This window comes from Streptomyces sp. 4N124 (assembly GCF_052245395.1).
GTDB lineage: Bacteria > Actinomycetota > Actinomycetes > Streptomycetales > Streptomycetaceae > Streptomyces.
The window spans coordinates 1-26,469 of the sequence record NZ_JBQQBS010000003.1 but is presented as its reverse complement, the minus strand read 5'-3'; the positions used below and the strand labels follow the sequence as shown (position 1 = coordinate 26,469).

The 26,469-nt window shown below is 68.9% G+C and carries 20 protein-coding genes and 1 pseudogene; 17 read left to right on the top strand and 4 right to left on the bottom strand.

The window, feature by feature from the left end; genetic code table 11:
- The first annotated feature begins 464 nt into the window (after nucleotides 1-464).
- The 3 genes from ACTWQO_RS03880 (at nucleotide 465) to ACTWQO_RS03870 (ending at nucleotide 2,931) form a co-directional block, all read left to right on the top strand.
- Nucleotides 465-2,204, top strand: coding sequence for a pyruvate dehydrogenase (locus ACTWQO_RS03880; RefSeq protein ID WP_443235777.1), 1,740 nt, complete (start codon nucleotides 465-467; stop codon nucleotides 2,202-2,204).
- A gap of 204 nt (nucleotides 2,205-2,408) precedes the next feature.
- Nucleotides 2,409-2,660 (top strand): hypothetical protein, encoded by a 252-nt coding sequence (locus ACTWQO_RS03875; RefSeq protein WP_443235776.1) that lies wholly within the window; start codon nucleotides 2,409-2,411, stop codon nucleotides 2,658-2,660.
- 106 nt (nucleotides 2,661-2,766) lie between these two features.
- A complete protein-coding gene (locus ACTWQO_RS03870) occupies nucleotides 2,767-2,931 on the top strand; it encodes a hypothetical protein (RefSeq protein WP_443235775.1) in 165 nt (54 codons plus the stop codon).
- A gap of 74 nt (nucleotides 2,932-3,005) precedes the next feature.
- On the opposite strand, the pseudogene ACTWQO_RS03865 reads toward ACTWQO_RS03870, so the two are convergent.
- Together ACTWQO_RS03865 and ACTWQO_RS03860 are read right to left on the bottom strand one after the other, a co-directional pair.
- A pseudogene (locus tag ACTWQO_RS03865) lies at nucleotides 3,006-3,242 on the bottom strand (transposase); the annotation flags it as partial.
- 55 nt (nucleotides 3,243-3,297) lie between these two features.
- Nucleotides 3,298-3,960, bottom strand: a complete 663-nt coding sequence (locus ACTWQO_RS03860) for a TetR/AcrR family transcriptional regulator (RefSeq protein ID WP_443235774.1) — start codon at nucleotides 3,958-3,960, stop codon at nucleotides 3,298-3,300.
- A 447-nt stretch (nucleotides 3,961-4,407) separates the two neighbouring features.
- Here ACTWQO_RS03860 and ACTWQO_RS03855 point away from each other — a divergent pair, with 447 nt between their 5' ends.
- The 3 genes from ACTWQO_RS03855 to ACTWQO_RS03845 all read left to right on the top strand — a co-directional run bounded on the left by ACTWQO_RS03855 (nucleotide 4,408) and on the right by ACTWQO_RS03845 (nucleotide 5,847).
- Complete coding sequence (locus tag ACTWQO_RS03855; RefSeq protein WP_443235773.1) at nucleotides 4,408-4,548, top strand: NmrA family NAD(P)-binding protein; 141 nt, start codon at nucleotides 4,408-4,410, stop codon at nucleotides 4,546-4,548.
- 220 nt (nucleotides 4,549-4,768) lie between these two features.
- On the top strand, nucleotides 4,769-5,344 hold the full coding sequence (locus tag ACTWQO_RS03850) for a hypothetical protein (protein ID WP_443235772.1): 576 nt from the start codon (nucleotides 4,769-4,771) through the stop codon (nucleotides 5,342-5,344).
- 38 nt (nucleotides 5,345-5,382) lie between these two features.
- A complete protein-coding gene (locus tag ACTWQO_RS03845; protein ID WP_443235771.1) occupies nucleotides 5,383-5,847 on the top strand; it encodes a MarR family winged helix-turn-helix transcriptional regulator in 465 nt (154 codons plus the stop codon).
- 104 nt (nucleotides 5,848-5,951) lie between these two features.
- Here the strand turns inward: ACTWQO_RS03845 and ACTWQO_RS03840 are convergent, their stop codons facing one another.
- Entirely contained in the window at nucleotides 5,952-6,440 is a 489-nt protein-coding gene (locus ACTWQO_RS03840; RefSeq protein WP_443235770.1) for a carboxymuconolactone decarboxylase family protein, read from the bottom strand.
- Between the two features lie 118 nt (nucleotides 6,441-6,558).
- On the opposite strand from ACTWQO_RS03840, the gene ACTWQO_RS03835 reads away from it, so the two are divergent.
- The 9 genes from ACTWQO_RS03835 to ACTWQO_RS03795 all read left to right on the top strand — a co-directional run bounded on the left by ACTWQO_RS03835 (nucleotide 6,559) and on the right by ACTWQO_RS03795 (nucleotide 17,870).
- Nucleotides 6,559-7,548: a pirin family protein gene (locus tag ACTWQO_RS03835; protein WP_443235769.1), complete on the top strand. Its 990-nt coding sequence runs from the start codon at nucleotides 6,559-6,561 to the stop codon at nucleotides 7,546-7,548.
- A gap of 23 nt (nucleotides 7,549-7,571) precedes the next feature.
- Nucleotides 7,572-7,910, top strand: a complete 339-nt coding sequence (locus ACTWQO_RS03830; protein ID WP_443235768.1) for a GNAT family N-acetyltransferase — start codon at nucleotides 7,572-7,574, stop codon at nucleotides 7,908-7,910.
- A gap of 524 nt (nucleotides 7,911-8,434) precedes the next feature.
- Entirely contained in the window at nucleotides 8,435-10,465 is a 2,031-nt protein-coding gene (locus ACTWQO_RS03825) for a hypothetical protein (RefSeq protein WP_443235767.1), read from the top strand.
- Between the two features lie 293 nt (nucleotides 10,466-10,758).
- Nucleotides 10,759-11,586: an RICIN domain-containing protein gene (locus tag ACTWQO_RS03820; protein WP_443235766.1), complete on the top strand. Its 828-nt coding sequence runs from the start codon at nucleotides 10,759-10,761 to the stop codon at nucleotides 11,584-11,586.
- Between the two features lie 913 nt (nucleotides 11,587-12,499).
- Nucleotides 12,500-12,865, top strand: a complete 366-nt coding sequence (locus tag ACTWQO_RS03815) for a WXG100 family type VII secretion target (protein ID WP_443235765.1) — start codon at nucleotides 12,500-12,502, stop codon at nucleotides 12,863-12,865.
- A gap of 82 nt (nucleotides 12,866-12,947) precedes the next feature.
- Nucleotides 12,948-13,262 carry a WXG100 family type VII secretion target gene (locus ACTWQO_RS03810; protein ID WP_443235764.1) on the top strand — a complete coding sequence of 105 codons (315 nt, stop codon included), beginning with the start codon at nucleotides 12,948-12,950 and terminating at the stop codon, nucleotides 13,260-13,262.
- 63 nt (nucleotides 13,263-13,325) lie between these two features.
- Nucleotides 13,326-14,672, top strand: a complete 1,347-nt coding sequence (locus ACTWQO_RS03805; protein WP_443235763.1) for an EsaB/YukD family protein — start codon at nucleotides 13,326-13,328, stop codon at nucleotides 14,670-14,672.
- Between the two features lie 31 nt (nucleotides 14,673-14,703).
- Nucleotides 14,704-17,487, top strand: a complete 2,784-nt coding sequence (locus ACTWQO_RS03800) for a right-handed parallel beta-helix repeat-containing protein (RefSeq protein WP_443235762.1) — start codon at nucleotides 14,704-14,706, stop codon at nucleotides 17,485-17,487.
- A 62-nt stretch (nucleotides 17,488-17,549) separates the two neighbouring features.
- A complete protein-coding gene (locus tag ACTWQO_RS03795; RefSeq protein WP_443235761.1) occupies nucleotides 17,550-17,870 on the top strand; it encodes a WXG100 family type VII secretion target in 321 nt (106 codons plus the stop codon).
- A 55-nt stretch (nucleotides 17,871-17,925) separates the two neighbouring features.
- Here the strand turns inward: ACTWQO_RS03795 and ACTWQO_RS03790 are convergent, their stop codons facing one another.
- Entirely contained in the window at nucleotides 17,926-18,558 is a 633-nt protein-coding gene (locus ACTWQO_RS03790) for a hypothetical protein (RefSeq protein WP_443235760.1), read from the bottom strand.
- 150 nt (nucleotides 18,559-18,708) lie between these two features.
- Here ACTWQO_RS03790 and ACTWQO_RS03785 point away from each other — a divergent pair, with 150 nt between their 5' ends.
- Together ACTWQO_RS03785 and eccCa are read left to right on the top strand one after the other, a co-directional pair.
- Nucleotides 18,709-19,149 carry a WXG100 family type VII secretion target gene (locus tag ACTWQO_RS03785; RefSeq protein WP_443235759.1) on the top strand — a complete coding sequence of 147 codons (441 nt, stop codon included), beginning with the start codon at nucleotides 18,709-18,711 and terminating at the stop codon, nucleotides 19,147-19,149.
- Between the two features lie 57 nt (nucleotides 19,150-19,206).
- The gene (gene eccCa, locus ACTWQO_RS03780) at nucleotides 19,207-23,388 is read left to right on the top strand and encodes a type VII secretion protein EccCa (RefSeq protein WP_443235758.1); all 4,182 of its coding nucleotides are present in this window, start codon (nucleotides 19,207-19,209) and stop codon (nucleotides 23,386-23,388) included.
- Nucleotides 23,389-26,469 lie beyond the last annotated feature (3,081 nt).

Below are 26,469 nucleotides of genomic sequence, written 5' to 3'. Positions count from 1 at the left end.
GCCCGTCCTGCCGGTATGCGGTGCTTCCTCATCGCTCTACGATCTCCTGGGCACCTCGCTTTCGCCATGGCGGTCTGTCACTACTTCCCATTACAAATGTCACTTCAGCGTCAGCACGATCCGCCGAGTCGGGCGACCTGCCGGACTGCGCGGTGTCGTGCACGCGCAGGCATCCGATGCCTCAACCCGACCAGGCTGCCCGAGATCGCCGACCACATGGACACCCACGGCGCCGACAAGGTGGTCGGCCTGCCTGTCGTCATCGCCACCTCCTTGCAGGAGCTGAAGGCTCTCGGCTCCTGCTGTCCGTCCCCGGCTCTGGGGCACTCGTCAAGGTCTGGCGGCTGAGCCGTCTCCAGTGGCGATCCCTGGCACCCATGAGCTTAAAGTGGACGCATCAACTATATTGGGGCTGTCGAGAGTCACACGAGACAGGTGTGCAGCCCGAGGGGAGAAGTCCGGCGATGCGGAATCTGACCGTGGCTCAGCAGATGGTGGACATTCTGCGGCAGGCGGGCGTGGAGCGGATCTACGGCGTGGTGGGTGACAGCCTGAACTCGGTGGTCGACGCGGTGCGTCGTACCGACGGCATCGAGTGGGTGCACGTGCGCAACGAGGAGGCCGCCGCCTTCGCTGCGGCAGCGGAGGCACAGCTGACCGGCAGGCTCGCGGTGTGTGCCGGAAGCTGTGGCCCCGGAAACACGCATCTGATCCAGGGACTGTACGACGCGCACCGCTCCGGTGCGCCCGTGCTGGCACTCGCCTCGCACATCCCGTCCCACCAGATCGGTACCGGCTTCTTCCAGGAGACGCACCCGGAACGGCTGTTCACCGAGTGCAGCGACTACTGCGAGATGATTGGCACGCCCGAGCAGATGCCCCGGGTTCTGCGGATCGCCATGCAGCGGGCTCTTGGCAACAGCGCGGTGTCGGTCCTGGTGATACCGGGCGATGTCGCGCACGACGAGGCTGCTCACCCGACGGGAAGCAGTGACCTGGTCACTGAGCGCGGCCGGGTCCTCGCGCCGGACACACAGGTCAGGGCGCTGGCCGAGAGGCTGAACGCGGCACGGAAGGTGATGCTGTTCTGCGGTGCGGGAGTGCGGGACGCGCACGCCGAGGTCATGGCGCTCGCCGAGAAGGTTGCCGCCCCCATCGGGCACACCCTGCGGGGCAAGGAGTGGATCCAGTTCGACAACCCGTACGACGTGGGCATGAGCGGTCTGCTGGGCTACGGCGCCTGCTTCGACGCGATGCACGAGGCCGACCTGGTCGTCCTGCTGGGCACCGACTTCCCGTACAACGACTTCCTGCCGCAGGCACGGACCGTGCAGATCGACCACGATGCGGGTCGCCTCGGCCGTCGTACTGTGCTGGAACTCGGGGTCCACGGCGATGTCCGGGAGACGCTGCGGGCTGTGCTGCCGTTGGTCGAGGCGAAGCGGGACCGTGCCTATCTGGACCGGATGCTGCACCAGCATGCCAGGTCGCTGGAGAAGGTGGTCTCGGCCTATACCCACGACGTTGAGCGGCACACCCCGATCCACCCTGAGTACGTGGCCTCGGTTCTGGACGAACTCGCAGCCGACGATGCTGTGTTCACTGTGGACACCGGTATGTGCAACGTGTGGGCGGCGCGTTATCTGACCCCGAATGGGCGGCGACGGGTGATCGGTTCGTTCCTGCACGGCACGATGGCCAACGCGCTGCCGCACGCGATCGGCGCGCAGTTCGCCTACGCCGGGCGTCAGGTGATCTCGATGTCGGGTGACGGTGGACTGGGCATGCTGATGGGCGAGTTGCTCACGGTGAAGCTGCACGATCTGCCGGTGAAGACGATCGTCTTCAACAACTCCTCCCTGGGCATGGTGAAGTTGGAGATGCTGGTCGAGGGGCTGCCCGAGTACGAGACCGACCACGAGCCGGTGGACTATGCGGCGATCGCGCGCAGCGCGGGCATCGAGGCGATCCGTATCGAGCGCCCGGGGGATGTCGTCGAAGGGCTCAAGCGGGCGCTCGCTCACGACGGACCGTTCGTGGTCGACCTGGTGACCGACGCCAACGCGCTGTCGATGCCGCCGCACATCTCGGCCGCCCAGGTCAAGGGATTCGCCTTTGCCGCGGGCCGGACCGTGCTCGACGGCGGCGTCGGCAAGATGCTCGACCTGGCCCGTGCCAACCTGCGCAACATCCCCCGTCCCTGAGATTGTCGCCGCACCCGCATCGGGACACCCCCGGCACCGACTTGTCGGTGACATACCGGCCACTTTCGCCGTCTGATTCAAACCTGCTCCCAGGTGGGAGGGACACCGGTCGTCACGCCTGACGGGACCTCATATTGACGGCCCGATGCCTGCACGCCACCGATCACCCCCTTGCGCGGGGTCTACGGAAGGGAATCACCATCCATGAGCGAGGAAACGCCGACTCCTGACCTCCGTCACGGTCCGATCCGGAGAATCGTTGATCTTCTGAGGGCACATCATGAACGGGCGAAGCAGCAGCACCAGGAAGCAGACATAGCCGATTCGATCGCCGGTGCCGCTTTCGACGTGGGGGCCGACATCGCACGCCCAGTCGCTCTTCCGCACGAGGGCGCCGGTTTCGACGCTGAAAGTGATCTCGGGATCGTCAAGCAGCCACCGGAGTGGCGCGGATAGGAAGGCGGCGCAGGGGACAGGACGAGCAAGGCATCTGTCAACGGGTCATGAGGCAGATGCATGGCCGAGCCGGGTTCACCCTGCTCGGCCACCGCATCCTCCTCCAGTGACCACTACACAGTCCGGCGTTGACGGCGGCGCAGTCGAGTTCGAGGCCGTCCACGAACTCGCCGGTGAGGCGGGCGAGTTCAATCATCCCGGGGCAGGCGTCGGTGAGTTCGCGCAGGACCGCCTACGGCAGGGGGTGCCCGGCTCAGTGGTGCTGCACTGAGAGGAAGGGCTCGCCCCGGTGGTTCCCGGATCTGGCCACCCGGATCCATGCTCGGCGCCGCGGCGGGCGATCGGGGTCTGTCGGAACACCTCAGCGCCGTAGACCTCCGTGAGGTGAGCTTGGACCTCGTGGTCACGGGGCACGGCTATCTACGCCAGTCCCACGTCGGTGAGGACGGTCTTGCCGTGTTTGCCGTTGCGGGAATTGCCGCCGTTCTTGCCGACCGGATCGTGCTTGTCATAGCCGAGGTGGTCGGTGCTCTCGCCCTCGAGGGCGGAGTCCATAAGCCGCTTGGTCAGCTGCTGCAGCAGCCTTGAAGGGAGTCAAGTACGGCTGCACCGCTTTGTTGGGGGACGAGCACGCGGTTCAGCGCTTCACGGGATCACCTACGGCTCCGCCTGTCGCCCTGCGGATGGCCTGAGCAATCCATGCGGCAGTGTCCCCGAGCTGAGCAGGATCAACGCCTTCCAGGAGCTTCGCGCCGACGTCCTCGTTGATGACGCGGAGTGCGGCGGAAGCTGCTGCGGCGTGGAGACGCACGTCGATGTCCTCGACTGGAAGCTTGAGTCGTTGAGCGATGATACGGACCATTTCCCGCTCCACCTGATCGCACGCCATCAACCAGGCCGTCCGGATGGCCGGCTCGTCGTCGGCCAACCGGATCATCTTGACGGCCAGCCCATTGTCAGCCACGTCGATCGGCGTCGCCTTCTGGGCCAGCTTTGTCGCCTCCACGACGAAGTGGACCTCCAGCGGCAATTCAGGCGGCCAGCTACGCAAGATGGCCAGCTCAGAGTCGACACCTCGCATCACGATGGGCTCGGCACAGCTTTCCTTGCTGCGGAAATGACGCCAGATCGTGCGAGTGGACAGCCCGACCGCCTCAGCGATCTGATCACCACTGGTCGCAGCCACGCCCTGGTCCCAGAACAGCCGCGAGGCCTCGCGGGAGATCTCCAGGCGGAGACGGTGCCGCCGTTGGTCACTCATTCCCCCTTTGGTGCGCTTGGTTGCGACCGCATCAGCCACATGCCTCTCCCCCTTGAACTGTTGGTGAGTGCCATAATGACATTCAGTGACACCAGGCGGCGACGCAGGTGCTGACAGAGCCAAACGGGGCAGTGAGCCAGTCCGGTCACCTGAGCGGCAAGCTCGTAGTAATCGCAGCCTGGAGCTTGGGCCTGCGTAGTCAGGCCTCCGCCCCGTCGGCCGAAGGTTCGGCGCGCCTGACAGAGGTCCAGTGGGGGCGGGTAGGTCTCGAGGGTCAAGTGTGGGACCGCTTCGGTCGGGGGCGCCCGGCAGTACGGCGGTGCTCTGGGTAAGCGGGCCGAACTGGGCGTCTGGCCGGTCGCGTTGTGCTACTCGGGTGACTTTCGCAGCGATCAGGGCTGAATCTTGCCCCACACGTTGATTAATCAACCAGAGTGCGCTTCAGTTGATCCATCAACAATGTTTCCTTGGGGTAGAGGGAATGGCATGAGTGGGAAGAAAGTCGTCGCGGTCGCCGGAGTCACGGGTGCACAGGGAGGCGGTGTCGCGCAGGCGATCCTCGCCGATCCGGACTCGGGGTTCACGGTGCGTGCGCTGACCCGGAACCCCGACTTCCCCACGGCCTAGAAACTCGTGCAGCTCGGTGCGGAGGTCGTGCGGGCGGACTTCCATGACGAGCCGACCGTGCACGAAGCGTTCGAGGGTGCCTACGGCGCGGGTCGACGTTGGAGGACACCCGCGAACTGCTGCCGGTGCAGGACGAGCGGATGCCCGTCCTGCAGGAGAAGTGCAACGTCCCGCACTTCGACGTCAAGGGCGAGGGTAACGAGCTGTTCCGGAGGCCGGGGTGCCGACTACGTTCCTGAACACCACCTTCTACTTCCAGGGCTTCCTGTCGACGATGGGTCCCAAGCGTGCCGAGGACGGCGTACTGACGCTGACCCTGCCGCTCGAGGACGGCAAGCTGCTGGCCGGCGGGCTGGGCGTCCCGGCAGGCGAGGAGATCGCCAACATGTTTCAGTACTACGGCGACATCGACAAGGAGTTCCCCGGCCACCGTGACCTGCACCTTCTGCGGGAGATCAACCCGGCGCTCCAGAGCTTTCCACGACTGGCTCGCCGAGAGCGCCGTGAACATCCAGGTGGGTTGAGTCGCTACCGTCGGCGGGCCATGCCCCCGACGGTGCTGCCTTTCCGGCTGGCACCCTCGGAATGCCGAATGAGGGGAACGCGGCTTCACCGGCGCGATGTCGTGCCGCTGAAGGGGAAGGAACAGAGGGACTGGGAGTTGCCCGCTTGGCGGGGCTCCTTCGGCTGGGGTGGCATCGCTGGTCTGTCGACCGAGTCAACCGTTGTGAACCGAGGGGCCGGGCCGTCGACGAGCGGCCGCGGCTTCTTCATGGAAGAGCGGTGCGTAGGTTGACGGCGCAGGAGCAGCGTGCGTGGCGGAGCTTTGTCCGCATGCATGAGAAGCTCATGGACCGGTTGTCTCGCTTGTTGCAGACGGAGTCCAACGTTTCGCCTGCAGACTTCGCCGTACTGGTCGAGTTGACGGACGTACCGGAGGGGCGGCGGTTTCTGGACATCGCCAGGGCGTTGGAGTGGGAGAAGAGCCGGATGTCCCATCACATCGCCCGGATGGTGAAGCGTGGACTGGTAGTCCGGGAGAGGAGTCCCGAAGACGGCCGTGGCACGTTCGTAGTTATCACAGACGAGGGGCGAGCGGTGATCGAAGCAGCCGTCCCACGTCATGTGGAGGCGGTGCGCAAGCTCTTCCTTGACCACGTCACGCCGTCGGAGCTGCGGTTGCTGGCTCGGATCTGCGAGCGTGTGGTGGAGAAGCTGGACGAGGAACCATCCTGTCTGGATCCGGTGGCCCGGCCTGCGCCATTTGGTCAGCACAAGCGTCGCCGCGGTGGTGGCTGAGAGCGGATTGAGCCTCATGAGGTTTGTGCGACTCGTCAACCAAGTCGTGTCTGCTCCGCTGGACTGGCCACGTCCAAGGTCGGCGGTGTGGCGGGCCAACGCCTCTACTTGTCGTGGCGCGGCGGTACGGGGTGCTTGCTCATGATCGACACGCGATTGAACGCGTTGATGGTGACCGCCACCCAGATCGCGGCTGAGATCTGGTCTGCGGAGAGAGCCTGTCGGGCGTCCTCGTAGGCGGATGCCTGGGTCGTGGCGTTCGCCGGATCGGTTGTGGCCTCGGCCAGCGCCAGGGCGGCGCGCTCCGAGGGAGAGAACAGGTCGGTGTCCCGCCATGCGCTCAGGGTTGCGAGTCTCTGCGGTGATTCACCGATGCGCAGGGCCGCCCTGGTGTGCGCGTCGAGGCAGTAGGCGCAGCCGTTGAGTTGCGATACGCGGACGTTGATCAGTTCCACGGTGATGCGGTCGAGCCCGGCCTCGGAGGCTGTTGCCCGGACCGCCTCCGAGACCTGCACCAGGGCATGGAAGGCCTTGGGGCTCTGTTTGTCGATGAAGATCCTGCGGGGTGGGGGGCTGTGGGTCTGGTTGCTCACGTCGGGCCTCCTTCGGGCCACGCTCACAGTGGCCCTCGTCGGTGCGGGTGCTGTCGCCTTCGGCCTGCCTTCGTGGCATCATAGTTGATGTGACAACCAGACTGGGGAGGTGTTCCCGTTGAGCAATCCGGAAGGCGATGTCGAGGCTCTGCGCTGCGGTGTGCTCGTCGAAGGCGACCGGTCGGCCGGAGCCGGCCGGGTCGATGTCCTGACGGCGCGTGACGTGCCCCTCGGTGGTCCACGTGCGATGCGCGTGCGGCGGACGCTGCCCCAGCGGGCGCGCACCCTCATCGGTGCCTGGTGCTTCGCCGACCACTACGGGCCGCACCAGGTCGCCGAGTCGGGCGGTATGGACATGCGCCCGCATCCGCACACCGGGCTGCAGACGGTGAGCTGGCTGTTCAGCGGAGAGATCGAGCATCGCGACACGCTGGGCACCCACTCCCTGGTCCGGCCCGGCGAGTTGAACCTCATGACCGGCGGATACGGCATCGCCCACTCGGAAATCTCCACGCCGGACACCAGGGTCATCCACGGCGTCCAGTTGTGGGTCGCGCTGCCCGAGGAACACCGCGACGCCGCCCGGGACTTCCAGCACTACGTGCCCGAACTCGCGCAGGTCGAAGGGGCCGAAGTCCGGGTCTTTCTGGGCTCGCTCGCCGGCCGGACCTCCCCCATCCGGGCGTTCACGCCGCTGCTCGGCGCCGAGATCGTCATCGAACCCCGCGTGGCGCTCACTCTCGCCGTGGACACGGCTTTCGAGCACGGCCTCCTCGTGGACAGCGGGGACATCCGCCTGATCGACACGGTGCTGCGGCCTGCCGAACTCGGCTACGTCCCTCGCGGCGCGGACACCCTGACGATGGTGAACGAGACCGACGCCCCGGCGCGGGCCATCCTCCTGGGAGGACCTCCCTTCGGGGAGGAGATCGTCATGTGGTGGAACTTCATCGGTCGCAGCCACGAGGACATCGTGAAGGCCCGCGAGGACTGGGAAGCCTCCTCCGAACGCTTCGGCGTCATCGAGGACTCTCCCCGAGGCCGCCTTCCCGCGCCGGCCCTGCCGAACGCCGTCATCACACCGCGCCGCAACCCACCGACCCGCTGACCCCCCTTTGCGAAAGGCACACCATGAGCGAGTCCTCCACCACCACGGTCGTCGAGCGTGCAGACGCCGATCGCCGGTACGAGATCCTGGTCGACGGCCGACGTGCCGGTCTGACCGCCTACCGTGACCTGGGCGTGCAGCGTGTCTTCTTCCACACGGAGGTCGACGAGGCCTTCGCCGGCCAGGGGCTGGCCTCGCAGCTGGTCCAGCAGGCACTCGTCGACGTGCGCGCATCCGGAATGCGGATCGTCCCGGTCTGCCCGTACGTCGCCAAGTTCCTCAAGCGACACGACGAGTTCGCGGACATCACCGACCCCGTCACACCTGATGTCCTGCGGTGGCTGAGGGCACAACTTGGCTGAGTATCCATTGTCCGTCTCGGCCTGGCCGGCGGCGGCAGCTCGTCGGTGGTGATGCGGGCGCCACGAATTCGTAGCGCGCAGAGGTTGCCCGCGCCCCTGGAGGTTGACAGCCTCCCCCTGAGCAGTTGACACCATGCGGCAAATTGACACCAAGTGACAGCAGTGTTTGAGTTCTCGCGGTTGTCGCGACGCGCCGGCTCGTAGGGATGGCTCGTGCGTGGCGCGGGACGCGCGGCGGTGAGGGACAGCGGGATGACGCTGGACGACGCCGCATACGTACTACTTCAAGATGTCCCGGCCGGTCGTCGTGGTCCGGCAGCAGGCCGGAACCTGGTGAGGAGGGCGATGGCGACGGCGACGTACCCCACAGTTCTTCACCGCTCCGGCGGCGCAGCAATCGTCAGGCCGATGAGACAGAGCCCTTCGGCCGTGGAGCGGTTCGGGCGGTTAAGACCGCGCTCCATGCGAGGGCGACCGATCGACGGCAGTTCACAAGGTTGGAAGATACGGAAGTACCTACGCCCATGTCTGTCGACTCCCATGGAAGCGTGCTGGCCGCACTGCGGAGAGAATCCTTCACCGGGCGCGCCGCCGAACTGCGGCTGCTGCGGGAGCTGATGCGCAACGAGGCCCGGGGCTGCTTCGTGGTGTGGCTGCACGGCATGGGGGGTGTCGGCAAGAGCACCCTGATGCTCCGGTTCGCAGACGAGGCGCGGATGCAGGGCACGATCGCACGCACGATCGACATGCGCTGCACGGATGCGACACCGGATGCCTTCCTGGCCGCGCTGGAGGCGCAGGGACCGCCGGAAGAGGCGCAGTTGCTGCTGATCGATTCCGCGGAGTCGCTGGGTCCGCTGGAGTGGTGGCTGCGCGAGGAGTTCCTGCCCCGTATGCCCACGCACCTGCTCGTCCTGGTGGGCTCGCGCCGGCCCCCGGAGACCGAGTGGCGCACCGACCCGCAGTGGTGGCACGCGCTGCGCAGCGTGCGGCTGTCGGGCATGGACGACGCCGAGGCGTTCCTGCTCCTGCGCAACCGGGATGTGCCGGAGTCCTCGGTGGCCGACATCGTACGGGCCTCGCACGGACTGCCGCTCGCTCTGGTGCTCTTCGCCGACGCCAGGGAAGCATCCGCGGGGACAGCCGGGCCGAGCGGCGAGCGGGAGCTGTACGACTCGCCCGACCTGGCACGGGAGCTGTTGAGGCTGCTGCTGCGGGAGACCCCGTCACCGGCCAGGTCCGACGCGCTCCAGGTACTGGCGCTGGCCCGGGTCACCACCGAGGAACTGGTCCGGCGCACCCTGGATGTGCCGGTGGCGGAGGCCCAGCTGCTGTTCGCATGGCTGCACGGACTGTCGTTCGTGGACAGCACCGCCGCCGGTCTCATACCGCACGGGCTGGTGCGAGAAGCGCTGCTGGTCGATCTGCGCTGGCGCGATCCGGAGAAGTACGAGCGCCTGTTCCGTCGGCTGCACGCGCATCTGGCAGAACGGCTGACCCAGCGCACCGGTGGCCGTTGGGCGTTCGGTGCCGGCCTCGCCCACCTCGGGAGGGCGAGTTCCGTCGTCCGCGAGGCGGCGGACTGGAGCGGTGCGGACCGTTTCCAGTTACGGTCCGCACTCTCGAAAGACCTGCACCCGGTGCTGGCTGCCATAGAGAAGGAGCACGGTGCCGCTGCCGGCCGTCTCGCCCGGCAGTGGTGGGACCGACAGCCCTCGGCGTTCGTCGTCGTTGAGGACGACCGTGGTGACCTCGTCGGCACACTCGTGGCGCCCTGTCTGGAAGCGGGTGCCACGAACCTGCCCGGCGATCCGGTCGCGCATGCCGCGCTCGAACACATGAAGGGCCGGTCGTCATCGCTGCGACGCACGGAGCGACTGCTGCTGGGGCGTTGGAGCACCGGCAGCGCGGTGGCGACGTGCTTCGCTCTCACCACCTTGTGGGCGACCACGCCAGGTCTGGCGGTGAGCTGGACCTGCGCGGCACGGGAGCAGGAGGAACTGTCGCGGCTCCTCAGTCTGTACGACCAGCAGCCCGGGGAGACGGTCACCTGCGCGGACGGTGAACCGATCCTCTCGTTCGTGCGGGACTGGCGCAGCATGCCGTTCGCCCGCTGGGCGGAGGCACTGAGCATCCGGCTGCTGGCCGACGAGCCCGCAGTGGCCTCCGCTCCGGCCGCCGAGCCGGCGGCACCCGCCATGCCGTGGCCGGAGTTCGTGGGTGCCGTCAAGTACGCCTACCAGAAGGTCTCGGAGCCGGAGCAGCTGGCGCACAGTGCGCTTCTGCGTACCGGGCTGGTGGCGTCCGATGCCGGCCCCGCCGAGCTGCGCCAGGTACTCACGGAGACCGTGGCGCAGTTGCGGGCGCAGCCCGGCCGGCGGCAGTTGGCCGACATCCTGGAGATCACCTATCTGAGCGGGCCACGCAGCCAGCAGGCCGCGGCCAACCGGGCGGCGCTGTCCTTCAGCACCTACCGGCGTCGGCTGTCCGCCTCGCTGGTGAAGGCGGCGGAACTGCTGCGGGAGCGCGAGCTGTACGGTCCGGTGCCGCGATGAGCCGGATCAGGCCCGGTCCGCCCGCTTCGCGTACCGGCGGCGGTCTTCGTGTCCCGGGACCGGCCTCGCGCGGCCCCCCGGTGCCCGGTTGCCCGGATAGGGATCCGAGAGCCGCGTCCGGGGCGGAAACGGAGCGGGCGGGACGGACGCTTCGGCACACACACCGTTGAAGCCTCTGCGAGTTGGGAACCGCATTGACTGAAATCGACCAGGACGAAACGAAACGGCGGCAACGGGCACGGTTCGCCGACGCATTGACGACCAGTGCCCAGCAGCCGGGAGAGCGCTCCCGCATGGGGACCCGGGTCGCCGGCGCGGTCGCCGTGCTGGCACTCGCCGCGGGCGCCACCCTGGGGGTGGGCGCGTGGCGCAGTTACCAGGCCGACGAGGAGGCGCAGAAGGCGGAGCTGGCGGCCGAGCAGGCCGCGGCCCACGAGAAGCTCACCAGATCCCCGTCGCCGTCCACCGAACCGAAGGTGACGAAGGAGGAGACGGAGACGAAGAAGGAGACGGTGACGGAGCCCGGCACGAGCGTCGAGCGACGGGTGCCCGACCCCGTCGTCATTCCGTCGGCCTCTCCGACGAAGAAGCGGACTGAGACGCGGGCGGAGGACGTGGCCAAGGCCGAACTGCAGAAGCTGACGGCCGTCTCTCGCACGGTGCTGCTGAAGAACGTGTTCACCGGGCTGTGCGCCGATATCCCGTTCAACGAAGCGGGCAAGAAGGGTGAGGAGGTCAACCAGTACTACTGCGACGGCACCGACCAGGACAACCAGCTGTGGAGGATGACGTCCCCTCGTCCCGACGCGGGCCCTGGCGGCAGGGATCTCGTGCAGTTCGCCAATCTGAAGGACGGTCTGTGCATCGACCTGCCGACCCGCGGGGGACAGCCTTCGGGGACCGGGCTCATGGAGGCCCACTGCACCGGAACCATGGGCGACAACCAGCTGTGGTGGTTCGATCCGGCCGGGGACGGCAGCGTCATGATCCGCAATTACGCCAGCAACCACCTGTGCCTCATGGTCAATGGAGCGGGCGCCGAGAAGAAGGAGCCGGACCAGCGGCTGGTGATCGGCTCGTGCGGTTCGCCGGACGACACCCGCTGGCGACTGATCGAATGACCCCGGCCGGCTGACACAGTCCGGGTGACCGCTCCAAGTCCGGGCGGGAGACGGCGTCCCCAGGCGCTCGGCTGGGGTTTCCAGCCGAGCGCCTTGCGTGGTCCGCCGGTGCGTTCGGCGGCGACGGTGTCCAGGTCCTTTGGGGCGGCACCCGTCGGGCCGGAGGGTGCCGTGAACTCGGTCCGCGCACCGTAGAAGATCTGGAAGTGACGTAACTTACCGATTAGGCCAATGAGTTCAGTTCGCTACAGTCATGCACAGAAAATCGCTCACCTGCTGAAGTGGGCCGCCGGATGGCAGGGAGACCTGAGAGGGGAGAGCGCGTGGTCCTACTCTCTCCGGCTGGGTGGTTCACATGCTCTGCTCAACGGGTGGATGAATAACGCCAAGTTGACGTCCACCCTCACCCAGGAAGAACGGGACCTCATCAACGCGGCTCGCCAGGCGTCGAAGCACAGCAGGGCGAGAAGAGGATTCAAAGACGACAGGCAGATGGAACGGACCCGCTAGGCCCATCGCCGCCGCCTCCGTCGGCAGGTTGTCGTGGAATTGCCGCTGACGCTGCGTACCAGACTGCCCATGAACGACAGGATGTGCGGATTCGCTTTTGCTGTGCAGCCCCAATGTCGTTGTTTCGGCCATTTTGCAGCCCGGCTTGGCCGGGGTGCGAAGGTCTATGCGACCGCGCGTCGCCGCCCTCCTCCTCTTTCGAGCAGCCCTTGAGCACTCGCGCGCGCATCAACTCACACGTGGTCAGCACGGCCGGGGCGAGGCGAAGGCGCGAGGCCCGGGCGCACTGGGCACGTCCCACTTGTTGTGTTCAGAAGGTGCCCAGGTTCTGCTCATCTGGCCCGGTCATCGTTGCGGCGATGTTTGACTACGGGACAACGGTCGAGAAGGGCGGATTCCACTCATGGCTGTCGAGCCTTCCGTAAGCGTCGGTGGTGTGACGTACCGGGTGACACCGGAGTACCTGGCTGAGGCCTCCACCAATACGGCTACCACGGCGACTGAGATCGCCGGGCAACTGGCCAATCTGAAGGTCTATGTGACCAGCCTGGAGCAGAGCTGGCAGGGCATAGCCCAGGCCGAGTTCCAGAACTTGATGGCGAGGTACGACGTTTATGCCCGCATGCTCAACGACGCCCTGGACGGAATCTCCAAGGGACTTCAGGGCAACTATGTGAATTACAAGGACACCGAGCAGCAGAACCTGAACAACCTCACCCAGCTGGGTGAAGACGTTCCGAAGCCCCCGAGCGGCACGAACTTCAACTGATCCGCAGGCTGATCCATCCGCGTATCCAGCCGATTCATCCGCGCTTTCATCCGCAGGACCGGGCGCGTTCGAGGAGCGTTTCATGGCCAACATCGACGGCACGCCGATCTACGTAGGCGAAGGGCTCGAGGCCGCGGGCAGCACCATCAATGCCAGAGCCGGAGAGATCACCACAGAACTACAGCTGCTGAAAAACAAGTTGTCGCCGCTGGTCGACGCGTGGCGGGAGAGCGAGGCCGCCACCTATTACCAGGACATGCAGAACGGGTGGGACCTGGCGGCCAACGGCCTCTTCGGAGAGGACGGCGTGCTGGGTCGAATTGCCCACGCCATGAATGTCAACTGGAACAACTACAGCGACGCCGAGTGGTCGAATGTGTCCACCTGGCGGCAGTGAGGCACCGCATTCCTCACCCCATCTCTTTGCGGCTCCCCTCTCCGAACACCGAAGGAAACGTCCGTGCCCGATGAACGCTGCCGGATCACCGTGGTCGGCGAACGCAGGCAGGTCGACCTGGCACTCCCAGCCCAGGCCCCGATCGCCGAGTACGTCCCGCGACTCGCCACCCTGTGCGGCCAGCCCGAGTCCGAGGGCATGCCTCCGGTCTGGACACTCGAGCCGTCGGGAGGTTCCCCGATGGCCCCCGGCGACACGCTGTCGGGGGCAGGCATCGTGGACGGTGCCACCTTGTACTTGCGCGACCAGCGGGCCGCGGAGCTGAGCGAGCTGACCGTCACCGACCTTGACGAACAGATCGCGAACGCCCGCGAGGACGGCGGCCTGTGGAGCGCCCGCCGGCGTGCCCAGAGCGTTCTCGGCGCCGGTCTGGTGGTCATGGTGATCCCGGCCGCCTGGCTCGGCGCGTATCGGATCGCGGGCGTGGCCGTGCTGTTCTTCGTACTGGCCGCGCTGTGCTCGGCGCTGCTCGCCTGGTACTCCGAGCGCAAGAACTGGCCGCTGCCGCGTCCGGTGCGCCAACTCCTCGCGCTGGCCGCCTGCCCGCTGCTGGCCTGTGCCGGCCTGGGAGCGCCGGTCCATGGCCCGGTGGTCACTCCGCTCTTGGTGATGGGCACCGCGGTGATCGGCGCGCTCGCCGGAGTGGTCGCCTTCCCGGCTCCTGCCACGGTGGTGCTCCAGACTCTGACGCTGGTGACCACGCTGTTCGTGGCACCGCTGGTCGTGCTGGACGCGAGTCTGACCAGCTCGGCGGCGGTGGTGGCCCTGGTGCTGTTCGTGCTGACAGGGCTGCTGCCCCGGATCACCAGCCAGATCGCGGTGCTCGTGCCCGATGGTCCGGACACCGGCGCCCCCGCCCTGGGCAGCGCGGACGTCGCCGCCGTCGTCCGCCGGGGCAATGGGCTGCTCACCTTCCTCAGCATCGTCACCGCGACCGTCCTCACGGCCGCTCTGCTCACCTTGACCACCTCACGGGACGTGTACGCCCTCTTCCTGGTGGCCTGCGTCAGCGTCGGGCTGCTGCTCCAGGCCGGCTCGGTGCGCGTGCTGTCCAGCGTGATCCCGCTGCTGTCCGCCGGAGTGCTGGGGCTGCTCGCGCTGGCCGTGCGGGTGCCCGAGTACCTCTTCGACTCGCGCACCGCGGGCCCGCTGGCCGCGTTCGCGGCGGGTACCGTCCTGGTCGCCTGCGGGCTGTTCCTCGCCTTCGGCGCGGCCCTGCGTCCCATCGAGCCGGAGCGGCCCACCTGGCCCGGGGCCGTCGTCACCGCTCTCGTCGTCGCCGCCCTGCCACTGACCGCCGGTGTCTTCGGCCTCTTCGGCTGGCTGGCCAACCTCGGCGGCGACCTGTGACCGAGAGGCGGACCGGTCGACCATGCGTGGGGTGAACTCGGTCGCACAGCGTGTGGCACTGGGCAGTTGGGGCGCGCACCGCTCCATCGGTGCGGCCGTCAGGGACGCCAAGCCCGGCGGGGTGATCACCGTGCAGGCCGGGACGTACACCGAGGGCCTGGTGCTGGACAAGGACATCGTCCTGGTCGCCAAGGGCACCGTACGGCTGGTCGCGCCGCGCGGACCGGCTGTCACCGTGCACTCGGGCCGCGCCGAACTGCGCGGGTTCACCCTCGTCTCCCCGGCGCCCCGGGAGGCCGCGGTGCTGCTGCGCGGCGGTGAACCGGTGCTGCGGGACTGCGAGATCACCGGCGGTCGCGTCGAGGTCGCCGCCGCGGCGGCTCCGTTGCTGAGCGGCTGTTCGGTGCGGCAGGCGGAGGGCATGGCGGTGCGTCTGACGGGCACCAGCCGCACCACGCTGGAGGCCCTGACGGTCGGCGGCTGCACCGGGGACGGCGTGGTCGTCGAGGACGAGGCGGCCCTCGAACTGACCGACGCGCTCGTGGACGGCGTCGCCGGACGCGGCATCGTGGTGACCGCCGGGGCGCACGCGGCTCTGACCCGCTGCGAGATACGCGGCAGCGGCGGCGCCGCCGTCCTCGTGGACGGACACGCCTCCGCGTCGCTGCGTGAATGCCGCCTGTACGAGGCGGGCGGTCAGGGGGTCTGGGTCCGCGGCACGGCGGGCCGCCCTCCGGGCCCGCAGCGCCACCGGCGGTGGGACGTCGGTCCCTCCGGCGAGGACCAGAACCCGGTGGCGGCCTCCTCCTCGGCCGATGCCGCAGGCCGCTCCGCCGACAGAACCCAGGGCGTACGGCTGCACGACTGTGAGATCTTCCGCACCGGACGCTCCGGTGTACTGGTGGAGGACGCAAGCGCGATCGTTGTGGACGGCTGCCACGTGCACCACACCGCTGGTGCCGCGGTGCTGGTCACGGGAGAGGCCGTCGCGGAACTGGTCTCCGTCCGGGCCGTGGACTGCGTGGACACCGCGCTGGTCGTCAGCGCGACCGGGAACGCCACCGCGCGCGACTCCACCTTCGCCCGCACCGGTGCCAACGGGCTGTACGCGACGGGCGAGGCCGAGGTCTCACTGACCGGATGCACCGTGCGGGAGACCGCCTACACGGCCATGCATCTGGGCGGCTCGGCGCGGGTCAACGCACGGGACTGCGCGATCGGTGGCACCCCCGAGCACGGTGCGCGTGTCACCGAGCGGGCCGAACTCCTGGCGGAGCGGTGCGAGGTGACCGACGTCGAGCTGACGGGGCTGTGTGTGGAGGGCGGCGACGCGGCCCTGCGCGACTGCCGGATAGAAGGCGACCGCGACGGCGTACGCCTGATTACCACCCACCGGCCGCTGCTGGCGGACTGCGCCGTCACCTCCATCGGTGAGACCGGTGTCCGGGTCGGCCGGGACACGGGCGCCCTGCTGGAGAACGTGACGATCACCGGTGCCACCACAGGCCTGCTCCTGGAGGTGGACAGCACCGTCCTTGTGGAGGGCGGAGCGGTACGCGAGTCCCGGGGCAGCGGCGTCGTCGTGTACGCGGGCGCTCGTCCCACGGTCCATGGCCTCACGGTCGCGTCCGCAGCCAAGAACGCGCTGTACGTCGGCGACGGCGGCGAAGGCGGCTACGACGACTGTCACTTCACCGGGAGCCGTTTCCCCGCCGTCTACGCCGGTGCCAGCTCCCGGATCGTGCTGCGCCGCTGCGCCGTGGACGGCACCGAGACGGACCTGCTGCGGGACGAGGAGGCCGAGGTGTACGCGCAGGATTGTCATGTCGAGGATGTCGCCGATCCGGTGCTGCCGACCTTGCCGCCCCCGGCGGCGAAGCAGGGGAGTACTCCGATGCCCGGCGTCCGTAGGGCGGTGGGCACCAGCGGCACCGCGGGGGAGGGCGAGCAGGACCCCGAGGCTTCCGAGGCGGCCGCGGCGAAGCTGGAGGAACTCCGCGCGGAGCTTGACCAGTTGGTCGGCCTGGAAGGTGTCAAACGCGACGTGGTCACGCTCACGAAGCTGATGCAGATGGTCAAGGCCCGCCAGGACTCCGGGCTCGCCCCGCCACCGCTGAGCAGGCACCTGGTCTTCGCGGGGAACCCCGGCACCGGCAAGACCACCGTGGCCCGCCTCTACGGCGGCTTCCTGGCGGCGCTCGGTCTGCTCAGCCGCGGTCACCTGGTCGAGGCCGACCGGGGAGACCTGGTCGGGGAGTACGTCGGGCACACCGCGCCCAAGACGACCGCCGTCTTCCGGCGCGCCCTGGGCGGGGTGCTCTTCATCGATGAGGCGTACTCCCTCGTGCCCCAGGGCCAGTTCACCGACTTCGGCTCGGAGGCCGTCTCGACGCTGGTGAAACTGATGGAGGACCACCGTGACGAGGTGGTCGTCATCGTCGCCGGATACCCGAACGAGATGAACCGGCTGCTGGAGTCCAACGCCGGCCTGGCCTCACGCTTCACCCGCACCCTGCACTTCGACGACTACTCCTCGTCCGAGCTGGTGCGCATCGTCGAACACCAGGCCGACAGCCACCAGTACACCTTCGCGCCGCAGACCACCGCCGCGCTGCACGACTACTTCGAGATGCTGCCGCGCGGCGGACAGTTCGGCAACGGACGCAGCGCCCGGCAGGTCTTCCAGCGGATGACCGAGAGGCACGCGCAGCGCGTGGCCGAACTCGGTCTGAGCGCCGTAGATCTCGCATCCGCCGACGAGGAACTGCTCACCACTCTCCTGCCCGTGGACCTCCCCCCGGAAGAGGTTCTCTGAGCAGGACGGCGCGGCAGGACGCCAGAGGACTTCGGACCGGGTGAAAGACAGGTGTCTCCCAGATGGCAGAACAAAGCACGCAGGACTGGCTCGCGAACCTCGCGGCCCTGAAGGAGGCGATCGGCGCTGTGGGGCGGGAGTCGGCGGAGATCACGACCGGCATGGCGTCGATCGCCACCAAGATGAACGACATCGGCACCTCTTGGAACAGCCCGTCCTACGCCACGTTCGACGACATCAAGTCGTGGTTCCTGACCTGCCAGCACGACCTGGAAGCACTGATGGAGGACATCCTCCGCCGCATGAACACCACTTACTCGAACTACCACAACGCGGAGGGCACGAACTACGACAACGTCACCGACGGGCCGACGGATGGCTGAGCGGCGCCCCGCTCCGCACTTGCGGAACGGGGCGGCGCGGCCTGTCGGTTCGGGCCTAGGCCGGAGGAGCGGGAAAGCGGGATTTGCGGTCGGCCTCCGCGTAGACCTGTCCGGAGTGGTTGAGCAGCGCGATGTACTCGCCCAGTTTCTCGATCGTGGCGCCGACCTCAAGCAGCGCGCGCTCCATGGCCGGGTTCATCTCGGCGGCGAACGTCTCGCCGGTCGCGGCGAACGGGTTGGCAATGGACTCGCCTTCCTGCGGGTCGTACGACATCGAATTACTGTTGTCTCCCCCTCTCTCGTACCTGTCCGTGGCGCCCTGTCCGAAGACGGTGTCCTTGACGGCTGCGACCAGGGCGCGGACCTCCTCGTACTTGTCCACGGCGCCGCGTGCCTCGGTGAGCATCGACTTCTCCGCGGTGCGCAACGCGCCGAGGTCGACCCTCAGATCCCCGGAGGGTTCCTTGATCTCCTCCGGCGGCGGTCCGTCCCCGCCCCCCGACAGGTCCGTCGGGTCGATGTTGAAGGAGGGCGGCACGTCCCAGGCGACCTCTGGATCCGGTACCAGGTGGCTGAGGTCCTTGCCGTTGTCCTCCGAGGGATCGGCGGCCTCGTCGCCGTCCTCGTCCACCATCTCCGGCTCGGGAAGCGGTGTTTGGTCGTACTGCGAGTCGATCGGTTCGGTCACGGTGTCTCCTTCGTCTTCTCACGCGTCGAGAACCGCCGCCAGGTTAACCACTTATGTGATGAATTGTCAGTACGGTCCCCCTATCGCACCCTTGAGGGGATCACCCCATACCTCCCGGATCACCGGATCATCACCCGAGGAAGGCGAGTCATGGCTGACAGCGAAGCCGCCAACTACGACATCTCCGTCATCGATGTGTCCCCGGCCGGCCTGGACGTCACGGCCAAGGCGCTGGTCGCACTCTCCAACTCCGTCGCCGAGCGCATCGGCACCATCCACACCACGCTGAACGGGCTGCGCGTGGCATGGCAGGGCCAGGCCGCCTCGGACGCCGAGAAGGTGCAGAACGAGTGGACGCGGGTCATGACCGAGCTGTTCGGCACCGAGGAGGACCCGTCCCTGGGGGTCCTGCCCGCGCTGGCGGACGGAGTCGGCATGGCCTGGGGCAACTTCAGCGCGGCCGAGCAGGGCGTCACCAAGATCTTCACCGAGTTCCTCACCAACCTGACCGCGACGGGCAGCGGCGGCGGTGATCCCGAGGAGGTCACCGACACCAACCGGACAGCGGTCACTATGACCTTCCCCTACTGAGTACCGCCTTCTCCCACTCCCCGTGTCCAACACCCCGAAGGCAGCTAGGCAGTCACCGTGAGTCGAATCCCGTTCCACCGCCCCGTCCGGATGGCGCCCCCACCGGTGCCGGAGGGCATGACGAAACTGGCCTCACCGCCCCAGAAGCCCCAGCCGCAGGGCGCGGCCGGATGGCTGATGCTGCTCCTGCCGCTGCTGTCCAGCGTGAGCATGGCCGCGTACATGGTGGCCTACGGCAAGGCATGGATGATCCTGCTGGGGTTCGCCTTCGTCGTGGTGTCCGTGGGCATCACCATCGGTGTGCGGATGCAGCTGCGGAGCAGTCGGCGCCGCAACCAGTTCCGGCAGCGGGAGCGGTACCTGGAGTACCTGGCCGGTGTACGCAAGCGGGCTCAGCTGAGCAGGGTCGGCCAGAAGGCCGCCGACGCCTGGCGGCATCCGCACCCCGAGCGGCTGTGGGCGATAGCCACTCAGCGGCGCCGGGTGTGGGAACGCCGCCCCGGTGACACCGACTTCCTCCAACTGCGGCTCGGCACCGGCACGGTGCCGCTGGCCGACGCGCTGCGCGTCCCGGAACAGAGCGATCCGACCATCGAGGTCGACATCGAGTGCCAGCACGCCGCCGCCGAACTCGTCGAGGCGCACAGCACGGTGGACGGCCAGGCCGCCTGGCTGGACCTGCGGGCGTCCGGCGTGGTCAGTCTGCTGGGGCCGCGTCCGCGCACCCGTGAGCTGGCCCAGACCCTGCTGCTGCAGCTCTCGGTGCTGCACGCCCCCGACGACGTGCGGGTCGCGGTCGTCACCGGCGGCAACTCCGCCTGGGACTGGGCGAAGTGGCTGCCGCACACCCAGGACCCCGACCCGCGGACACAGAGCCGAGAGCAGGAGGTCGTTCCCCTGCTCGCCGACGACCTCGCCGGACTCCACGATCAACTGCGGGCCGCCCTCGACCAAGCGGTCGCGGCCCGCGCCGAACGCAACGGCCGTCTCATCGCCCAGCGTGACAGCGGCCCGCGCCGCCACCTGGTCGTCTTCCTGGACGACTACGAGCCCGGGGCCTCCTGGGCCCGTTCCGCACTCCTGGCCGACCTGTTCACCGAGGCGGGACCCGACCTGGGGGTGCACGTGGTGTGCCTCGTGGAGGAGGAGGGCTCCGAACCGGGCCGGGTCGACGTACGTGCCCGTACGGACGCACGCGGCGGACTCGTCCTGGAGGGACGCATGCCGGGCCTGTACGCGGCGATCGAGAGGGGTGCCGTCGACGAGCCAGCGCCCGCCGTCCTGGCGGCCACCGCACGTGCGTTGGCGCCGCTGAGGCTGTCCGGCGAACGCGAACAGGTCCTCGCCGAGGACGTCTCCCTCTCGGGGATGCTCGGCTTCGCGGACATGGCGGCCTTCGACCCGGCCGCCAGGCGGCGCAGCCCCGACGCGAAGAACCTTCTCAGCGTCCCCATCGGGGTGACCGGCACCGGCGAACCGCTGCACCTCGACCTCAAGGAGTCGGCGCAGGGCGGTATCGGCCCACACGGGCTGGTCGTCGGCGCCACCGGGTCCGGCAAGAGCGAGCTGCTGCGCACCCTCGTCACCGGTATGGCCATGGTGCACGCGCCGGAGCACCTGGCCTTCGTCCTCGTCGACTTCAAAGGCGGCGCCACTTTCGCGGGCGTCACCGAACTGCCGCACGTATCCGGCCTGATCACCAACCTCGCCGACGACCTCGCACTGGTCGACCGGATGCGCAAGGCCCTGCAGGGCGAACAGCAGCGCCGGCAGCGCATGCTGCGGGAGGCCGGGAACGTCGACTCCGTGCGCGAGTACCAGCTCCGTCAGGCCGCCGGTGGCACCGACGTCAACGGCAAACCGCTCGACCCCCTGCCCTACCTGTTCATCATCGTCGACGAGTTCGGCGAGCTTCTCTCGCAACGGCAGGACTTCATCGACCTGTTCGTCCAGATCGGCCGGGTCGGGCGCTCGCTCGGCATGCACCTGCTGCTGGCCACCCAGCGCCTTGAGGAAGGCAGACTGCGCGGCCTGGAGTCCCATCTGTCCTACCGGATCTGCCTGCGGACCTTCAGTGCCGCCGAGTCCCGTGCCGTCATCGGCACCGCCGACGCCTACGCGCTGCCTCCCATCCCGGGCTCCGCCTATCTGAAGGTCGACGAGTCGGTCTACGAGCGCTTCCGCGTCGCGCACGTGTCGGCGCCCTACCGCGAGCAGGACTCCGACGCCGCTGCCGTGGTCGCCGAACCGGTTCCCTTCGCCGTGCACGGAGACCTCGCCCCGCTCGCCCCCGAGGAGAGCGAGGCGACCCGCTCGGAGTGGACCCCGGACGGGGGCGCGACCGAGCTGCAGATCGCGGTCGAGCGACTGGTGAACAAGGACGTCCCGGGCCACCAGGTGTGGCTCCCCCCGCTGCCCGCGCACTTCGCCCTCAGCTCGCTGCTCGGTGAGCCGGAGGTGGACCCGGAGCTGGGCCTGCGCTGCTCCCTGTGGCCCTACGGGGGCCGGCTGGTGTTCCCGATCGGCGTGATCGACGTGCCCGTGCGCCAGGAACAGATCCCCCTCACGGCGGATCTGACGGGACGACAAGGGCACATCGCGCTGGTGGGCGCCCCGCAGAGCGGCAAGTCGACCTTCCTGCGCACCGCGATGCTCAGCGCCATGCTCACCCACACCCCCGAGGAACTGCAGTTCTACGCCATCGACATGGGTGGCGGCTCGCTGCACGGACTGAGCGACGCACCCCATGTCGCCGGCATCGCGGGCCGCCGCGACGAGGAGCGGGTGCGCCGGGTGCTGGCCGAGGTCAGCCGACTGGTCACCGCGCGCGAGCGGATGTTCCGCGACCTGCGCATCCAGTCGGCGGCCGAACTGCGCACCCGCCGCGCCGAGGGCGACCTGCCCGAGGGCGTGCGGGCCGCGGACATCGTGCTGGTCGTCGACAACTGGGCCGCTCTGCACACCTCCGACGACAACGCCGTCACCACCCTCACCGACATCGCCGCCCGCGGCCTCGGTGTCGGAGTCCACCTGTGGCTGACCGCCAACCGGTGGGCGGAGATCCGCGTCGGCCTGCGCGACAACATTCCGGGCCGTCTCGAACTGTGGCTCAACGACCCCTCCGAGTCCGAGATCAGCCGCCCCGCCGCCCGTGCCCTGGGCCAGAGCGTTCCAGGCAGAGGGCTGGCCTCACCCGGCCTCACCCACCACATCGCGCTGCCCCGGCTGGACGGCGTGGACGGCACGGACGGCATCGCCGACGCCGAGCGCCGGCTGGTGTCCAGGATCGCGCAGAGCTGGCAGCGGCCCGCGGCCCCGGCGCTGCGCGTACTGCCCGACCGGATCACCGTCCGCGAGTTGTCGCCGGCCGCGGCGCCGACGCCCGCCGAACGCTGGGAGGGCCACGGCGCCCCCCTCGGCGAACGCGAGGTACCCGTCGCGCTGCGCGAGTCCGACCTGGCTCCCGTCGGACTCGATCTGACCTCGAGCGACCCGCACTTCGTGGTCTTCGGCGACTCGGGATCCGGCAAGACCGCGTTCCTGCGTGCCTGGATGCGCGGTCTGGCCGCCCGCCACACCGCCCACGAGCTACGGTTCATGATCGTCGACTACCGGCACAGTCTGCTGGGCGTGGTGGCCGACGAGTACATCGGTGCCCGCGGCGGCAGCTCCGACCTGGTCGCCGGACAGGTCGGGGCCCTCGCCGAGACCCTGCGCTCCCGGATGCCTCCGGCCGACATCACTCCCACCCAGCTCGCCGAGCGCGGCTGGTGGCAGGGCCCCGAACTGTACGTCGTCGTGGACGACTACGACCTGGCGGCGGGCAGCATGGGACGCGGCCCGCTGGCTCCGCTGGCCGAGTTCATCCCGCAGGCGGACGAGCTGGGCTTCCATCTCGTACTGGCCCGCCGGGTCGGTGGCGCCGCGCGAGCCCTGCTGTCGGACCCGCTGCTGAGCAAGCTCAAGGAGATCGGCTCCGGCGGCCTGCTGCTGTCCGGCGACCACCGCGAAGGGGTCCTCATCAACGAGCAGCGCGCGTACCGCCGTCAGCCCGGCCGCGGGACGCTGGTCCGCCGGGGCCACGAGCCCACCCTCGTCCAGGTCGCCATGGACGAGCGGGACGTGTCGGCCGAGGAGTCCGCGGCGCCGTCCAGCACCGGTGCCGGTGATCGGCGGGGCGGCGAACCCCGCGCCGAAGACCCGCCCACGACGAGAGCACAGCCCGTGACCCGGACCTAGCCACCTGCACAGACCGCCCGGTGCGGCACCAGTCAGGCGACCGTCGAACACATCACGCCCAGGGAGGGCGGCCCCACCATGGAAGACGCGGAATCCGTACTCGGCGACATCAAGATCGAGGAGATGTACGCCCTGGGCAACGCCTGGATCCAGCTCGGTGACGCTCTTCACGAGCGCCGAGTCGCCGTCAACGGCCACGTCGACGGCATCGGCATGACCGGGGCGGCGGGCGATGAGGCGCGCCGGGCGTGGGAGGAAGGGCTTGCCCTGACCTTCGACGCCGCAGCCGAGAAGGCATGGACGATCGGACAGACGATCAACCGCTACGCCGACGAGTTGCACAAGGCGGCCGAGGAGTACGCGGAGCAGCTCAACGCCGCCATGTGGGCGAATATCCTGGGCGTCATCGCCGGGCTCGTCCTCATCGGCCTCGGCCCGCTCCTCGCACGGGTCCTGTCGATCGTCGGTTCGCTGCTGGCCAGGCTCATCCCCGTCGTGACCGCGATCGGGAGCCGGCTCGGCACCGTGGGGGGCGCGATCGCCGGCGCCACCGGGGGCGCCGTCGTCGGTGCGGGGGTCGAGGTGGCCTTCGACCTCGGTCTCGGCGCGCTGGGCGCCGAGATCGCGGGTGCCGACTTCGAGGTGAACTGGACCGTGGCCATCAGTGCGATCATCGGGGCGGGCTTCGGCGCGCACGGCGGCGGCATGATGGGCTGGCATTACGGCGGTGGGGGGCGCTCCTTCGTCCCCACGCCCACTCCTGGTGGCGACGCCCCGCCGGCGTCAGTGCCCCCCGGTGTCACCCCGTCCACCGTCAAACCCATACCGGGTGGCGGCGATGGGACGGTTCCGCCTCCGTCCCGGACGCCTGGCGGCGACCTCTCCCTGCCCACCCCCGACAGCCCGGGCAGGGGAGACGGATCGCTGGCTCCCCCTCCGTCCGGCGGCAGGGACGGCGTCTCCGTCAAGGACAGCCACCCCACCAACAGCGGCCCCGGCAACGGACGTTCGGGCGACCTCGGTCTGCCCGCCCCAGCGACGAGGACCGACGGTTCCTCCACGGCACCGCCCCCCACTCCGCTACCGGGCCGCGGGAACTCGGGGACGACGGAGACCCCCGGCTCGACTCCCCAGCCGGGCCCCGCCGGACGCGACAGCGTCACCACCCCTGCCCCGCAGCCGCCGGTCACCACGCATCCCGTCGGCTCCGGGGACGGGGCCGGCGTCACCCCGCCCGCCGGGAAGCGCCCCGATGGCCCCCCGGTCGCTCCGGACTCCCGGGTCACCCCGGACTCCCAGCCCGGTAGCACACCGCCCAGGAACCACGGTTCCGATTCGCCTGTCGCGTCCAGCAACCGGCCGCCGGGTAACCGCCCTGGCAGCCCGAACCGGTATGACGACTCGGTTGATTATGTGGGTGGTCCGCAGAACAACCCGCATCGGACGCAGGGGAACAAGCCGGGTGCGGCGGGGGAGTCTTCCAGGTCTGGTGGTTCGGATCCCATGGTGAATCCGGGGCAGCTGTTGGGGGATGGTCAGCGGGTCGAGCCGCGGGGGGCGGGGGGCAAGTCGGGTGCGGCGGGGGAGTCTTCCAGGTCTGGTGGTTCGGATCCCATGGTGAATCCGGGGCAGCTGTTGGGGGATGGTCAGCGGGTCGAGCCGCGGGGGCCGGGGGGCAAGCCGGGTGCGGCGGGGGAGTCTTCCAAGCCGGGTGGTTCTGGTGGTTCGGATCCTGTCGGTAACCTGCGCGCCGACAACGGCAGTGACAGTGTCACTTACATCACGACACACTCTTCGGGCGACCAGCCCGCCGGCCAGAGGAGCGCCCGGTCCGGCGGAGACGATGCTCGTGCGTCGTCGTCCCGCACCTCGCAGTCTTCCGGGAACGGTTCCAGGAACCTCAGCCCCGACGAATCGGGGCAGGGTCCGGCCGGCCGTGACGAAGGGCGCGACTTGTCCCCGGCTGAGGCCAGGAAGCCGGATGCCCAACTCGCGGATGCGCGCCGTGATGACGGCTCCGCCACCGAACAGCGGCCCGCCTCGGACCGGCCCGTCACGGACCCCCTCGTCTCATCGGGGCACCGCGGCTCCGGCATAACGGCCGGGGACAACGTCCGTCCGTCCTCGCCCGACAAGGCGCGGCCTTCTGGGAACGCCGCTGACTCGAAGGCCGAGCCCACGCGGCCGTCGTCGACAGGCGACACCGTCACCCACTCGGCCAGCACACCGGACGGTGACCGGCTCAGCGCACCCAGGGCAGGGAACGGCCCCGTCAGGGACGCGGACCGGTCGCCTGCGGAGGGTTCGGGAGCGGGTGGGAAGTCGTCGGGGAGTTCGCGTTCTGGTAATAGCCGGATTGTTGGGCTGAAGGACCTTGCGGACCGGTCGCCTGCGGAGGGTTCGGGGACGGGTGGGAAGTCGTCGGGGAGTTCGCGTTCTGGTAATAGCCGGATTGTTGGGCTGAAGGACCTTGCGGACCGGTCGCCTGCGGAGGGTTCGGGGACGGGTGGGAAGTCGTCGGGAAGTTCGCGTCCTGGTTATGACCGGCCCGCTGGGATCGCTGACTTTCCCGGTAGGTCGCCCGACGGTGACAGGGGTTCGGGTGCCGGTGGCGGTAACCTGCGCACCAATCGCGGCAGTAGCAGTACCACGCAAGTCGAGACACCGTCCCCGGGTAAGCGCCCTGGAGCTGGCAGGGGTGCTGGCCCCCGGATCGATACTCGGCCTGGTGCGGAGGACGGCCTTTCGTCCTCGTCCACCAAGGAGCAGTCCTCGGAGACGACAAGCCCGAAGTCGGACCAGAGCACGGCGGAGTCCACGTCGGCCCCCACCTCGTCGCGGCCGGAGTCTGGTGCGGGGTCGCCGAGTCCGTTCGCTGCTGACGGTGACAAGGGTTCGGGTGCCGGTGGCGGCAACCTGCGCGCCGACAACGGCAGTGACAGTGTCACTTACACCACGACACACTCTTCGGGCGACCAGCCCGCCGGCCAGAGGAGCGCCCGGTCCGGCGGAGACGATGCTCGTGCGTCGTCGTCCCGCACCTCGCAGTCTTCCGGGAACGGTTCCAGGAACCTCAGCCCC

Coding starts and splice junctions, on each gene's coding strand:
- ACTWQO_RS03845 (WP_443235771.1), top strand. CDS start 5,383: ATGCATGAGAAGCTCATGGACCGGTTGTCTCGCTTGTTGCAGACGGAG.
- ACTWQO_RS03830 (WP_443235768.1), top strand. CDS start 7,572: ATGAGCGAGTCCTCCACCACCACGGTCGTCGAGCGTGCAGACGCCGAT.
- ACTWQO_RS03855 (WP_443235773.1), top strand. CDS start 4,408: ATGAGTGGGAAGAAAGTCGTCGCGGTCGCCGGAGTCACGGGTGCACAG.
- ACTWQO_RS03820 (WP_443235766.1), top strand. CDS start 10,759: ATGGGGACCCGGGTCGCCGGCGCGGTCGCCGTGCTGGCACTCGCCGCG.
- ACTWQO_RS03810 (WP_443235764.1), top strand. CDS start 12,948: ATGGCCAACATCGACGGCACGCCGATCTACGTAGGCGAAGGGCTCGAG.
- ACTWQO_RS03880 (WP_443235777.1), top strand. CDS start 465: ATGCGGAATCTGACCGTGGCTCAGCAGATGGTGGACATTCTGCGGCAG.
- ACTWQO_RS03785 (WP_443235759.1), top strand. CDS start 18,709: ATGGCTGACAGCGAAGCCGCCAACTACGACATCTCCGTCATCGATGTG.
- ACTWQO_RS03795 (WP_443235761.1), top strand. CDS start 17,550: ATGGCAGAACAAAGCACGCAGGACTGGCTCGCGAACCTCGCGGCCCTG.
- ACTWQO_RS03825 (WP_443235767.1), top strand. CDS start 8,435: ATGTCTGTCGACTCCCATGGAAGCGTGCTGGCCGCACTGCGGAGAGAA.
- ACTWQO_RS03875 (WP_443235776.1), top strand. CDS start 2,409: ATGAGCGAGGAAACGCCGACTCCTGACCTCCGTCACGGTCCGATCCGG.
- ACTWQO_RS03815 (WP_443235765.1), top strand. CDS start 12,500: ATGGCTGTCGAGCCTTCCGTAAGCGTCGGTGGTGTGACGTACCGGGTG.